Origin of the sequence: Streptomyces sp. NBC_00271, from assembly GCF_036178845.1 — a bacterium.
GTDB lineage: Bacteria > Actinomycetota > Actinomycetes > Streptomycetales > Streptomycetaceae > Streptomyces.
The window spans coordinates 11573572-11586456 of sequence record NZ_CP108070.1; the positions used below are offsets into that span (position 1 = coordinate 11573572).

A 12885-nucleotide genomic window follows, 5' to 3' on the forward strand; every position below is an offset into this window, starting at 1 on the left:
CGCGGGGCACGAGCCGCGAGACTGCGCATCGGCGTGGCCATGCAGTGACGGGACTTGGACGCGTCCCATCTGTCGGCCGCGTCGACCGAAACGGAGCCGTCCCTGCGCCCGCTGCCCTAGCGCCGGGCAGTAATGAGCAGCGACGGGCCGGAGCAGCTACGCACGCGACTGAGTGGGTGGCGATACCGGCGAAACTCATCACGAGATCGGACCAGCGAGGCGAGCGGCCCCCCAACCACTGCCCGCAGTGGCAGCCGGGCCTTCCCATCGACGCGAACGTGACCCTGCAGGGTCTGCGCCACGGCCGCGACGACCCCGCCCAACCGGCCGAACACGTTGTGGCGCCCGGCACGCACACCGTTCCCGTCCACCTCGCGACGGGAACGGACAGAGCTTGTACAGAAGGAGGAAACACAAATGAAAGCGATCGTTGTCACTGACCCCGACGCCGGAACCGCCGGGATGACGCTGGCTGAACGACCCGATCCGGACACGGCGCGCCTCGCCAGCCTTGACGGCGCGAACTACGGCGACGTCGTCGTCGAAGTTCATGCGTCGGGTTTCACCGGGGACGAGCTGGAGTGGCCCTCGACCTGGGCCGATCGCCTCGGCCGGAATCGGACGCCCTCGATCCCAGGACACGAGGTGGCCGGCGTGGTCACCTCTCTCACCTATGGAACGGCAGGGCTGTCGGTCGGGCAGCGCGTGTTCGGCCTCACGGACTGGACCCGCGACGGCACCCTCGCGCAGTACGTCGTCGTCGAGGCGCGAAACCTCGCGCCGCTGCCCGGCGACATCGACTTCACGGTCGGCGCGAGCGTCGCGATGACGGGCCTGACTGCCTGGCAGGGACTGTTCGAGCACGGGCACCTCTCGGTGGGGCAGAGCGTGCTCGTGCACGGCGCCGCCGGCGCGGTCGGATCGATGGTGGCTCAGCTCGCGCGAGAGGCCGGTGCGCACGTCATCGGCACCGGACGCGCCGCCCACCACCAGAGCGCACTCGACTTCGGCGCGCACGAGTTCGTCGACCTCGACAACGACACGCTGGAAGACGTCGGCGGAGTCGACTTCGTCTTCGACGTATTCGGCGGCGACATCGGCGCTCGATCGGCCCGGCTGGTGCGAGGTGGAGGAACATTCGTCACCGTCACCGGCCCGCCGGAGGTGCGGCCGGCCGACGGCCTGGCGGTCGACTTCGTTGTCGTCCCCGACCGCGCCCAGCTGGGCGAGATCGCCCGGCGGGTACGGGAAGGACGTCTGCGGACGCACATCGGCCAGGTCGCGAACCTCGACGACGCTGTCGCCGCCTTCAACCCGGCCCAGAAAGTCAACGGAAAGACGATCATCCGCATGCAGTGAGGGGATGGCAGGGCCACGCCACCGCTTCCCCCGTTCCCGCCGCCGGGACCAGGAGAGGACGGCCGGCGTTCGGCCCTGGGCCGGTGGCTGCGCAGCGTCCGACGCCGCCGTAACTGGCGTCGTGGCAGCCTGGTGTGTGGGGATCCTATTCTTCGTTCCTGAAAGATGGTTGGCCTGTCTGAGCGAGGAGTGAGCGGTTGAGCAGGGGGGCTTCCTCGATTGGCTCAGGTGGGGGCGGCACGATCTATGAGTACCGGGTTGCGGCACTGGATCTGGTTGGCCTGCTGTGTGGTGTGGCGGTTCCCGGTCTCGATGTGGTGCCGGACTCGGTCTGCCTGCAGAAGGCCAACGACTTCCCGTTGGACGACGTCGTCGTCCTCAACCGCCAGGGCTCCTACGAGCTGGCCGTGCAGCGGCAGGTCAAGCGCACGCTTGAGATCGTGTCCAGTAGTGGCCCGTGGCTCAAGACGATGGGGCAGTGCTTGGCAGGTCTGGAGTCCTTCGGCGACGCGATCGACGCTGACCGGCACCGTCTCGGCTTGACTGCCTCCGGGCCTACAACTGGCCTGGAGGCATTGCGAGACCTGGCTGCATCCGCTGCTGCACAGAAAAGCGTGGCCGACTTTCTGCAAGAGCTGCCCCGCCTGGACCAGTCCTACCACCGTGTGTGGAAGCACCTGACGCAAACTGTTAGTGATCTCCTCGCAGAGTCCGACGTCAACGCTCCGGAACAGGAGTTGGTGCATCGCAGCGCCTACCGGATTGCTCGCCGTCTCGTCGTCCAGATCGAGCCCACCGAGCAGATCAGTCCTCGCTACCCTGCTCTATGCGCCGCGCTGCAGGAACGGGTGCTGCACGCGGACACGGGGGTAGACGCCGGTGGAGTGTTCCGGAAGGTCGAGGAGCTTGCTCAGGAGTGGGTCCACGGGGCGGTGCGATTGACGCTGCCATGCTGCGTAACCGGCAGCGTGCAAGGGGGGTCGCGCTTCGTGGCGATCCGCCGGCCCGGTCTGCTGTGGTGGTCCGCCAACGCGTTGAACAGCCTGGGGCGGAAACGCTCGCCCAGGCAGCACAGGTGCAGACCCTGACCAGTCACACCGGCCGTTCCGCGCGGTCGGATGTGTTCGGAGAGCTGAAGCCCTCCGATGCGCTGCGCTTGGAAGTACACCGTGCTGTGGATGCGGATGTCGGATCCGGTGCGCTCGCTGCGCTTCCTCCCTACATTGCCCGCCCTGATGGCGTGGACAGCCGGCTGCGGCGCATGGTGGCTCAGTCGGCCAACGGGAGCCGACTGGTAATGGTGGAGGGTGGTTCCTCCACCGGGAAAACACGGGCCTGCTGGGAAGCGGTGCGGGCCGAACTCTCCTCTTGGCGCATTGTGCATCCGCTGGCTCCGGACCGGCCCGCAGCTCTCCTGCGTGCCTTGCAGGATGACGTGCTGGAGCCGCACACGGTGCTGTGGCTGAACGAAGCCCAGTTGTATTTCCTGGTGAAGGACTACACGGCCCAGGTTTCATCGGCACTTCGGGCCCTTTTGACGGACAGCCAGCGCGGCCCCGTTCTGGTCCTGGGCACCATGTGGCCGACGTACTGGAACCACCTGGCGGACGACCCGGCGGAGGGGGACGAACTGCACGACGGAATGGGCGCCGTGCATCAGCTTGTCGATCTTGCCCTGACCATCACGATGCCTCCCGCGTTCAATGCGCGAGAACTGGCCGATGCTGCAGCGCTAGTCGCCTCTGACCCGCCTGAGACTGGCTCGAAGTCCTGCCGCCAGCGGACGCATCACTCAGTTCCTGGCCGGCGCCCCGCACCTGGTGCGACGATACGAACAGTCCGATGGGGCTGCTCGTGCCATCCTTCATGCCGCCAAGGACGCGCGCCGATGCGGACACCGACCACTGCTGACCGAAGAGTTCCTACGGACCGCAGCCGATGGCTATATCGATGAGGCCACATGGCACACGCTGGACGAGGGCTGGTTTACCTCCAGCCTGGCCGAACTCCTCAAACCGCGCCGTAAGCTGCCAGGGCCGCTGACACGGTACCGGCCCCGTCCGGGTGAGCCATCCCCGGATAGCCCGTTGTACCAGTTGGCTGACATCCTTCACGAGAAGGGCCGGACAACCAGGAAAAGGATGCCTCCCGCCTCCTCTCTGTGGGCAGCGGCAGCGACTCACTCCCGTACGGACGCTGATATGCGGGAACTCGCCGAGGCTGCGCGCACCCACCAGGCGGTTGACTGTGAGGCGCTGTACCTGCGGGCTGCCTCGGGTGGTGACGCCTCCTTGCTGACGTGGTTCATCCGCCGCCTCATCGCCCTCGGGCAGTTCCGACGTGCGGAAGAACTCATTGAAGAGCGTTGTCACTCCGGTTTACTCCTCGGCGAGCTCTCCGCAGCTGTTGGCCTTTCTGGACACTACGGGGACAGTGAACGCCTGGCCCGTCGGGCCTTCGCCGTCAGCGGTGACCGACACGGTCACCGTCGCCTAACCCACCATCTGCTGAGTCTGGGCATGCGCCGCGATGCGACACACCTTTACTCCTGGGCCGCCGACCATGGCGACCCGCCTCCGCCCACAGGGTGAGGAGGCGTTCGTAGTCGGCGGTCCGCTTCCGTCCGGCGGGGCCAGCCATGAGCCGGCGGATTCTGTTGTTGATCTCATCAAGGGCAGGAGTCACCCGGCCGTCAGGCCCGGGGGAGTGGGACATACCCCCACCGTATGGGGAGGGTCTGACAATCGAGACGCGTGTTCTATTCTTTGTTCGAGGCGATGAGCGCTCGTCGCCCAGATGAGGACACAGACATGACGACCCCAGTGCCACCGATCACGGAGCCCGACCCCAGCACCATGATCTGCCCTGGCAGTCACGTCGGATTGTGCGCGGGATGCCAGCAGCAGACGTGGCGGTACGGCCCGGGCGGGCTCCCCCGGTGTAGTTGGTGCTTCGCCGACCAGAAGGCGAAGTGGGGGCCCGGGGTGCGGTTCACCAGCACCCGCGGCTAGCCCAGGGTGAGCATCATCGCGTTGTAGGCGGCGCGTCCTCAAAGGGGAGAACCTCACCGAAGTGCTGGTACCCCCATGCCTCGTACAGGGCGTGTACGCGCGGATGGTCCCGCTCGACGAGGAGCGTGACCCGCTCCTCGGATCTGCCGCGCAGCAGCTCGCCGTGAATCTCGTGGGCGGCGCCGGTACCGCGGACCTTCTCGACGATCATCAGCTCCGACAGTGCGAACGTGGGGGCCCCGGTCTCGTGTCCGCTCCAGGAAGTCCGCTGCGTCCGGCACGCGCTTCGCATGCTGGCGCATCTGGCGTCGCAGGTCATCGAGCTTGTTTTGCACGCGGTCGCTCTGCACCCGCTTGGCGATCACGGCCGCCCGCGCCGCCTCGGCTACCGCGTGTTCGGCCTCCCCGCCATCGAGGAGGCCCTGCGCGTGCTGGGCCGTGTAGTAGACCCGGTTCCGCTCGAACCGCGGCTCCAGCAGGGCCAGCGCGGAGGAGGTGAGCTTCTGAGCGCGGGCGTGACGGCCGAGGGCCTGGTGTGCCGCACCGGCGAGACCGGTGATCTCGGCCGGGGTGAGGAAGGACAGCCATGCGGCGGGCTGCCCCTGGGCGCGGTCGTATGCGGTCTCGGCGCGTGCGAGGGAGCGTTCAGCTCGGGTCCGTTCGCCGGTCCTGGCGTGGCCGACGGCCTGACGGCGGTGCAGGAGCGCCATGAGCCACGGGTCGTTCTTCGCCTGCCGGGTCTCGACTGCGGCCCGGCCGATGCGGACAGCTTCCTGATTGCGGGCCACCGTATCCGTTTGCCCTCCGGTGCCTGCCGGATGGGCATAGAGCAGCGGTGTTGCGGGGAGCGGGCCGAACCGCCGGGTCAGGGTCGAGGCAGCTGGGACAGCGCGGCGTGGCCGACCTGCAGGAGGGCCGAGCCGTCCATGTTGGTCTTGGCGAGGAACTCGATGCCCTGCAGGACCGCGAGGAGCAGGCGTCCGAGCTCTTGCGCGTCGGCACTGGGATCCAGGTCTCCTTCACGCTGCGCCTCCTTGACGCAGGCGATCAGGAGGTCTTCGACACCCTGATAGGTAGTTCGGGCTCGGGAGACCACCTCGGGTTCCTGGCTGTGCAGCTCGGACGTGCTGTTGACCATGAAGCAGCCGCGTCGCTGCGTGTCTCCCGCGAAGCCGTTGGCCGTGCCTTCCAGGAGGTGGGTCAGGCGCTCCAGGGCCGGGCCTGGTCCTGTGAGGATTTGCCGGACGCTGGTGAGCTGCTCGTCGCGATAGCTGTCCAGTACATGCAGGAAGAGCTGGCGCTTGTCACCGAACGCTCCGTACAGGCTTCCTTTGCCCAGACCTGTGGCGGCCATCAGGTCCTGCAGCGATGTGGCTGCATAGCCGCGGTTCCAGAACTGCTCGCGCACGGACTCCAGAACCTGGTTCTCATCGAAGTTTCGGGGACGCGCCATAGCGTTCACACTACTGCTTTTTGACCTTTCGGTCCATATTGGCTTTGCATGCAGCTGGCACCGGTGGGCCACCCGAGCGGTTCTGTCGTCTTGCTTCATGTCCACCCGTCCCGCACGTCTGGAAGGACCGCGCCAACCACTGATGGGCTGTCGTGGGTGAGCGATGCTGAGGCGGGGTGGCTGTGTCGTTGGGGCGCGCGGGGCGCGAACTGGGTCTGGCCAGCACGAATGAAGAGACGCTGGTGGAGTACCAGAGGCGTACTAGAGGCCTAGATCGCTCAGCCCGGGATGATTGTCCGGGCGACGTCCCAACGTCCAGTGGTACTTGCGCTCCGACTCCTGGATGGGCAGGTCGTTGATGCATGCCAGCCGTACGCGCATCAGCCCCTCGTTGTCGAACTCCCAGTTCTCGTTTCCATAGGAGCGGAACCAGTTCCCCGAGTCGTCGTGGCACTCGTAGGCGAAGCGCACGGCGATGCGGTTGCCGTGGAATGCCCACAGCTCCTTGATGAGCCGGTAGTCCTGCTCTCTGGTCCACTTCCGGGTGAGGAAGTCGATGATCTCCTCGCGCCCGGTGACGAACTCGGCACGATTGCTCCGCCGGCTGTCGGGGGTGTAGGCGAGGGCCACCCTCCGGGGGCCGCGGGTGTTCCAGGCGTCCTCGGCGAGCCGGACCTTCTCGATGGCGGTCTGTTCGGTGAAGGGAGGTGCCGGAGGGTTCGAGGGCATGGTGCCTCCTGCCATTGAACGGTGCGGGCCCTCGGCCGCCGTTGCGGCGTGCCGTGGACGTCCTCATCCCTCAGCGGGCGGGTCATGATCGCAACGTTTCCTGGTCCGTCGGGCGGTGGCCGGCGCCCAGCGCCATCGTGCTCCTCACCGCGGGCAAACTGGGGTGAGGAGCGCGATGGAACGTCACGCAGGGATGTCCGCCACTCCGTTCGGCAGCATCGCGCGCGCGGCCCGGACCAGGTCCAGAGACTCGCGGAGGAGCAGACCGGTCATGAACTCGCGAATTGCTTCGGGACCGACCGTTCGGGTCGGGAGGCCGATGGATTCGAGGTACGACAGTTCAAGGACGCCGTCCTCGGCGAAGAGGGACGAGGCGACCTCTGGGTCTGCGATGTTGGCCGTGTAGGCGAGCAGCAGCTCGCGGGCATTCATCATGTGCTGCGCATTTCACTTTCCCTGGGCTTCCCAGTGGCGGACGTTCGACTTGGGCGGCGCAGATATGTTTCTGGCGCCCGATGCGGCGTGTGTGAGGTCCCAGGAGCGCCAGGAGGGCTCACCGGAGAATCACAGTGGCGTCCATCTCCCACATGAGCACCTCCGCGCCCCGATCTGCTGCGGTGATCCGCTGGCCCTCGGCAGCCGTGATCCGCGCCGCGTCTCCTTGAGCGAGCGGACCGGAGCTTTCCAGGGAGAGCGCGCCCTTGGCGACGAAGACATGGACGAACGGCGCGGTCGCGATGTGCAGAGTCTCGGCGGGACGAAGCCGCGCGACGTGCAGTGCGGCATGCTTTTGACGGATGCTGATGGCCCGGGTGCCGGAGTGCTTGGGCATGCCCGAGGCCAGGGTGGCCCATCCGCCTTGTGTGAGCTGGGCGTTGATGTCCAATTGCTCATACCCGGGAGACACGTTGGCAGTGTCGGGCAGGACCCACATCTGGATGAAGTGCACGTCGTTGTTGTGTTCGGGATCGCCGGTCAGCGTCCACGAGTCGTTCTTCTCACTGTGAAGGATGCCCGAGCCGGCGGTCATGCGCTGGGCGAGGCCCGGATAGATGATTCCGTTGTGGCCGGTGGAGTCCTGGTGGACAAGCGCGCCTTCCAGCACCCAGGTGACGATCTCCATGTCCTGGTGAGGATGGGTGTCGAACCCCGTGCCAGGTTTGACGGTGTCCTCGTTGGACACGAGCAGCAACCCGTAGTGAGTGTTGGCTGGTTCGGGTCGGGGCCCGAAGGAGAAGGAGTTCCAGGACCGCAGCCAGTCGGTGCGGGAGAGGCGGCGGGAGGAGGAACGGCGTATGTCGATCGCAGCGCGCACGACGGTTTCCTTGAAAGATGTGGAGGCGGCCGGGGCTTCTGCGTGGGGGCGGCGCAGAGTCAGCCGCCGGCCACGGCGGCTGCGGCACGAGGGGCCCTGATCGGTGTCGTCGAAGGAACGGAGGTCAGGCCCTCACTGCGCGTATGCCTGCGCGACCTTGAAGGTGTCTTCGTAGAGATAGAGCTTGACGATCTTGCCGTCGGCGACCTGGAAGTGCATGGCGATGGGCATCTGGTACGAGCGGCCCGTGCTTCGCGCCACCCGGGAGAACTCTCCGAGGAGGACCGCGTGGTCACCTTCCACGACGAGAGCTTCGACGCTGTCGACGTTTTCCTCCGGCACGATGTTCTCGCCCAGTGTGCGGAGGTAGTCGGCGACCTCGGCGCGCGTCGTGCGCCGGCCCGTCCATGGCAGTCGGGGGGATCCGGGCACGTACCAGTCGATCTCCTTCGCGAACAGTTCGGCAACGGCGTCAGGGTCTCCGGCGGCAAGCAGCCCGAGGAACTTCTCGACGACCTCGCGTGTAGTCATGATCAGGGAACCTTTCACGGAGAGGGGTGCGGGGGGAGCGCATCCGGCGCTTCACGCCACTCACGGCGCTGGTGGCCGCTGCACGTCAGAAATCGGAGGACCACAAGGGCGCGACGGCCCAGGGCTCCGCAACATCTCTGTCGAGTAGAACAGATTCGGACCGGCCGGTCAAGAATTGTCGGGCGGTGTGATCCCGGGCGCATCGCGCCGCTTCGACGGCGTACAGAGTTCGCGATTGCAAGCATTGCGGCGAGCGCGAGTTGTCTCGTGACGATTGCCGTAAGAGGCGGCCGAGCGCTCCGTTGCGGGAGACGAGACTGCGGTCATCGCCCATCACGTCTGGGTCAGCGTGCTCTCCGCGCCGCGATGGCGAACGGCCCTGAGGCCGATGATCCGCGTCCTTTGCCGACCCGGGAGCGGCCAGGCGTCGATGCCCAGTTGCCGGGCCTGTCCGGACTGGCAGTCTGATCCCGCCGCTCGCCGGGACCGCCTTTCGCGAGCTACTGGCCGGGGCGGTCCAGATCTGCGGGGATCATGCCGGGCGGGCCGAGAACGACATCGCCGAGTTCCTCGGTCACCGCCATGAACAATTCCGCGTCCAGCTCAGTCTCCGGCGTGGCCAGGTGAAGCGGTGTGGCGGCCCGAGCGATGAGCTCGGCGAATCCGGCCGGCGAGCTGATGTTGAGCGCCCGGGCCCCGTCGGGGCCGGACTTGATCGCGTGAGGCACGTCCCTGGGAATGGTGAAGAAGTCACCGGACCGCAGCGTCACGGTGTCGGGCCCGGCCCACACGGTCAGCGAACCAGAAACCACCCACAGCCGCTCCTCGTACCGCGTGTGCAGGTGCAGCGGCGTCGCCGCGCCCGTCTCCATGACGGAGTCGGTGACGTCGTGGCGTCCCTCGGTCTCCGCTCCGGAGGTGAGGATGGTGACCCGCAGCTCCTGCCCCAGGACATACTGACGTGCCGCAGCGCCGGTGGCAGGCGTGAAGAGACTCATGATGGGTGACTCCAGACAGAGAGGACGGGGGCGCCCGGCACGATTGGTATGGGGTGGGCCGGGTGCAGACGATCGCAGGGGAAGGCGCCCAATATTCAATAGACGGTACCTATATCGAAAGTAGCATGCGTTGGTTGAAGATGGAACTATGAGCAGTCGGCCGGGCGACCGGCGGCCCTACCGTGCCGGCAGGCGTGCCGAGGCGGCCGCGGAGACACGAGCGGCCATCCTCGACGCCGCTCTGCGCCTCTTTATGGAACGCGGCTATGGAAAGGTCACCGTCAGCGACATCGCGCGGGAGTCCGGAACGGCCGTTCCCACGGTGTACGCGAGCACCGGCGGCAAGGCCGCGATCCTGGCCCACCTCATCGGCGAGGGCATGGACGACCCGATCGTCGACGAGACCCTCGCAGCGGTGCGCGCCTCATCCGATCCGCGGGAGACGGTCGCCGCCGCTACGCATGGGGTCCGGATCGACAACGAGCGGTACTCCGCCCTCCTCCAAGTACTGGTCACGGCGGCCGCACTGGACGAGACCGCCGCGGAAACCCTCACCGACGCCAATCGCGTCTACCGCGAGGCCCTCGCGGTCGTGGCCGGGCGGCTGGCGGATCTGCATGCCCTGGGCAAGGGCCTGACGCAGGGCCGCGCCACCGACATCCTGTGGTTCTTCCTCGGCCACCAGTCCTGGCACCTGTACGTGGCGGACTGTGGCTGGTCATGGAACGACACCGAACACTGGCTGGTGGAACAGGTCTCGGCCGCCTTGCTGGGTGGCCGCATCGACTGATCGGCGGGCAAGCCGCCGACGCACGCCCACGTCTGTCGTCATCAGGGGGCACGGTGAGCTGGAGGGCCAGGCGGGGTGGGGACAGCCAGCTGCGGTGGCGGCACAGCAGCACCTGTCTGGTGGCTCGCACCGCATCAATACCGAGCGCGGACGCCCAGGAGCTCGGGCGACTGCTCCTCGCCGTCATGCAGGGCATCGAGTTTCTCGCCAAGACCGACATGGACGGCTCAGCTCTGCTGCAGATAGGCCAAGCCGCCCTCAAGCAGCTGTCCCGGCACTGACCATCCTGCGGGTCGGCATCGTCCACAGGTGATATGCCGACAAACAGCGATCCGCGTGGGCCCGCCTGGGATCGGCGCGCGAGCGTCCCTTCGTACGTTCCAACTAGTGGCCCGGCCGCCCGCCCCAGCACAGTTGCCGACCCGCCCCTTTCGTCATGCCCTTGAGCGGGCCGTCTTCGGCCGTGCGGCTGCGCCACCGACTGCGCCTCACCGCGGGCCGGACGACGCTCTGGCAGCCGACGGCGCCGGACCGTTTCACACGAGCGCTGCGGGCGAGCTCTACAGATTCCCGCACAGGACCTTGGTTCGCGGCTCCCATTCGCATGCCGACGGCGCGGCGAGCGCTCAAATAGTGCATTGATCGACTGACTTTGCAACGCATTTGAAGGAGACATAAGTTCTTGACTGTACGGTCCATAAGCTCTACCTTTGTACTGCGACCCGCGGATTCGCTACTGCAAGGGGACGTCGGGTCGGCGGTAGACAGGTACAGACTGTTCCGCTGCACGGCAGGGAAACGCCGGGGCGGGACTGCGCGAGTGTCTCGCGTGCCCCTCCGCAAACGACTGCACACGCCCAACGAAAAGTGATCACCATGACCACCCCTCCCCAGCCGCTCTTCACCTACAGCCTCCACAACGTGACGATTTCCGTCAGCGACCTCGACGCGTCGATCCAGTGGTGGAACCGGGTGTTCGGCCTCACCCTGCTGGCGAAGTCCCGCTTCGACGCCATCGGAGCGGACGTTGCCTTCTTGGAGGGGCCCGGTTTCCGGCTGGAGCTCCTTCAGCCCGCAAACGGTGTGCGGATCCCTGAACTGACGGCAGAGCCCCCCGCCCACATCCGCCCGATCGGCAACAAGGCCCTGGTCTTCCGTGTCGAGGACCTCGACAGCGTGACCCGCACCTTCCGTGATCTGGGGGTGACGACCGTCTGGGAGCAGATGGACCTCGGCGACGGCAGTATCTCGACCGCGATCCGTGACAACGACGGAAATCTCATCAACGTCTTCCAGCAAGGCGCAAGCCCGGTCGGCTGACACGGCGAACCGATCAACCTGGCCGCCGAGCCAGATTAAGCTGCTCCGGACGTAGTTGTCCGGGACATGGTTGGCGCCGCCGACCGCCGCCGCTGCCTAACGCAGGTTTGCGGCGGCCGGCCGGCGAATGCCCTTTGCGCATGCGGCCAACGCGCGGTCTGCCAGGCGATGAGCCGGCCCTCCCGGGCGGCCAATTCGCAGCGCCGATTCCCAGCAGTTCCAGCGGCAGTGCTGCCGTTCACCGGGGTGCGAGCCGTCGCTAACTCCGCGCGAACTCAAGCAGGTCTTTGTTGAAGATCTCGGCGTACTTGGGCACCATCGCAAGGCCATGAGGCGCGCCCTCGTAGACCTTGTACTGCGCGCCCTTGACGATCTTGGATGATTTGGCGCCCGCGGAGACGATGGGCACGATCTGGTCGTCGTCGCCATGCACGATCAGTGTCGGCACATCGACCTTCTTCAGGTCCTCGGTCGTGTCCGTCTCGGAGAACGCCTTGATGCAGTCGTAGGCGCCCTTGATGCCGACTGTCATGCTCCAGAGCCAGAACTCGTCACGCGTTCCCTGGGAGACGGTCGAGCCCTCACGGTTGGCACCGTAGAACGGGGCACTGAGGTCCTTGTAGTACTGCGAGCGGTCCGTGAGCACACCCTGGCGGATCTCGTCGAACACCTCGATCGGCAGGCCCTCAGGGTTGGCTTCCGTCTTCAGCATCAGCGGCGGGATCGCGCCGAGCAGGACCAGCTTGGCGACCCGTGCCGTGCCGTGCCGGCCGATGTAGCGGGTGACTTCGCCGCCGCCGGTGGAATGCCCGACCAGAATGACGTCGTGCAGGTCTTCGGTTTCGATGACCGCGGCCAGGTCGTCGGCGTACGTGTCGAGGTTGTTGCCGTCCCAGGGCTGACCGGAGCGGCCGCCACCGCGCCGGTCGTGAGCGATGGCGCGGAATCCGTTGTCCACCATGAGCTTCATCTGGGGGTCCCAGGCGTCGGCGGTGAGCGGCCAGCCGTGGGAGAAGAGCACGGGCTGGCCCGAGCCCCAGTCCTTGTAGAAGATCTGCGTGCCGTCCTCGGCGGTGGCGAAGGGCATGGTTGCGCTCCTCTCGATGTCCGCTCGCGGGCCCCTTACGTCACGCCCTCCGGGGATGTGACGCGAAAGCGGCGCCGCATGAGGTCAACATTAATTGCGGGGCAGCGATTCAGCGCGTCTGGAACCACCGCTTCGGTACGAGTGGGACGGTCGTTGCCTGACAGGCGAGGAAGTGGTCTGCCTCGTACGGTGGTCCTTGCGGTCAGGAGAATTCACCGGTCACGCCACCCGAGTGAACTCCCGGGCACAGTCACCCACCCGCCCTGAACATCACCACCGGTGGCGGGCGGCA

14 protein-coding genes are annotated in these 12885 nt (G+C 66.8%); 6 read left to right on the plus strand and 8 right to left on the minus strand.

The genetic code is table 11. The features are described 5' to 3' along the window. Nucleotides 1-417 precede the first annotated feature (417 nt). The 3 genes from OG798_RS52940 (at nucleotide 418) to OG798_RS52950 (ending at nucleotide 3313) form a co-directional block, all read left to right on the plus strand. Nucleotides 418-1359, plus strand: coding sequence for an NADP-dependent oxidoreductase (locus OG798_RS52940; RefSeq protein ID WP_328759934.1), 942 nt, complete (start codon nucleotides 418-420; stop codon nucleotides 1357-1359). A gap of 197 nt (nucleotides 1360-1556) precedes the next feature. Continuing rightward, a complete protein-coding gene (locus OG798_RS52945) occupies nucleotides 1557-2447 on the plus strand; it encodes a hypothetical protein (RefSeq protein ID WP_328759935.1) in 891 nt (296 codons plus the stop codon). Further along, on the plus strand, nucleotides 2435-3313 hold the full coding sequence (locus tag OG798_RS52950; protein ID WP_328759936.1) for a hypothetical protein: 879 nt from the start codon (nucleotides 2435-2437) through the stop codon (nucleotides 3311-3313). Before OG798_RS52945 ends, OG798_RS52950 begins: the two co-directional genes overlap by 13 nt. 1070 nt (nucleotides 3314-4383) lie before the next feature. Here OG798_RS52950 and OG798_RS52955 read toward each other — a convergent pair. From OG798_RS52955 to OG798_RS52985, 7 genes are all read right to left on the minus strand, one after another. Next, nucleotides 4384-4662 (minus strand): hypothetical protein, encoded by a 279-nt coding sequence (locus tag OG798_RS52955; protein ID WP_328759937.1) that lies wholly within the window; start codon nucleotides 4660-4662, stop codon nucleotides 4384-4386. A gap of 573 nt (nucleotides 4663-5235) precedes the next feature. Next, nucleotides 5236-5823 carry a TetR/AcrR family transcriptional regulator gene (locus OG798_RS52960; protein WP_121413289.1) on the minus strand — a complete coding sequence of 196 codons (588 nt, stop codon included), beginning with the start codon at nucleotides 5821-5823 and terminating at the stop codon, nucleotides 5236-5238. A gap of 261 nt (nucleotides 5824-6084) precedes the next feature. After that, nucleotides 6085-6552 carry a nuclear transport factor 2 family protein gene (locus tag OG798_RS52965; protein WP_328759938.1) on the minus strand — a complete coding sequence of 156 codons (468 nt, stop codon included), beginning with the start codon at nucleotides 6550-6552 and terminating at the stop codon, nucleotides 6085-6087. Nucleotides 6553-6735: 183 nt separating this feature from the next. Next, nucleotides 6736-6987 (minus strand): hypothetical protein, encoded by a 252-nt coding sequence (locus OG798_RS52970; RefSeq protein ID WP_121413288.1) that lies wholly within the window; start codon nucleotides 6985-6987, stop codon nucleotides 6736-6738. Between the two features lie 118 nt (nucleotides 6988-7105). Next, nucleotides 7106-7867 (minus strand): pirin family protein, encoded by a 762-nt coding sequence (locus tag OG798_RS52975; protein ID WP_328759939.1) that lies wholly within the window; start codon nucleotides 7865-7867, stop codon nucleotides 7106-7108. 132 nt (nucleotides 7868-7999) lie between these two features. Continuing rightward, entirely contained in the window at nucleotides 8000-8398 is a 399-nt protein-coding gene (locus OG798_RS52980) for a nuclear transport factor 2 family protein (RefSeq protein WP_328759940.1), read from the minus strand. A 500-nt stretch (nucleotides 8399-8898) separates the two neighbouring features. Next, nucleotides 8899-9396 carry a cupin domain-containing protein gene (locus tag OG798_RS52985; protein ID WP_121413285.1) on the minus strand — a complete coding sequence of 166 codons (498 nt, stop codon included), beginning with the start codon at nucleotides 9394-9396 and terminating at the stop codon, nucleotides 8899-8901. Between the two features lie 148 nt (nucleotides 9397-9544). Here OG798_RS52985 and OG798_RS52990 point away from each other — a divergent pair, with 148 nt between their 5' ends. The 3 genes from OG798_RS52990 to OG798_RS53000 all read left to right on the plus strand — a co-directional run bounded on the left by OG798_RS52990 (nucleotide 9545) and on the right by OG798_RS53000 (nucleotide 11506). After that, the gene (locus OG798_RS52990) at nucleotides 9545-10186 is read left to right on the plus strand and encodes a TetR/AcrR family transcriptional regulator (RefSeq protein WP_121413284.1); all 642 of its coding nucleotides are present in this window, start codon (nucleotides 9545-9547) and stop codon (nucleotides 10184-10186) included. 119 nt (nucleotides 10187-10305) lie between these two features. Continuing rightward, entirely contained in the window at nucleotides 10306-10467 is a 162-nt protein-coding gene (locus OG798_RS52995; RefSeq protein ID WP_328759941.1) for a hypothetical protein, read from the plus strand. Nucleotides 10468-11062: 595 nt separating this feature from the next. Further along, nucleotides 11063-11506 carry a VOC family protein gene (locus OG798_RS53000; RefSeq protein WP_147474078.1) on the plus strand — a complete coding sequence of 148 codons (444 nt, stop codon included), beginning with the start codon at nucleotides 11063-11065 and terminating at the stop codon, nucleotides 11504-11506. 259 nt (nucleotides 11507-11765) lie between these two features. On the opposite strand, the gene OG798_RS53005 is transcribed toward OG798_RS53000, so the two are convergent. Continuing rightward, on the minus strand, nucleotides 11766-12593 hold the full coding sequence (locus tag OG798_RS53005) for an alpha/beta fold hydrolase (RefSeq protein WP_030172753.1): 828 nt from the start codon (nucleotides 12591-12593) through the stop codon (nucleotides 11766-11768). Nucleotides 12594-12885 lie beyond the last annotated feature (292 nt).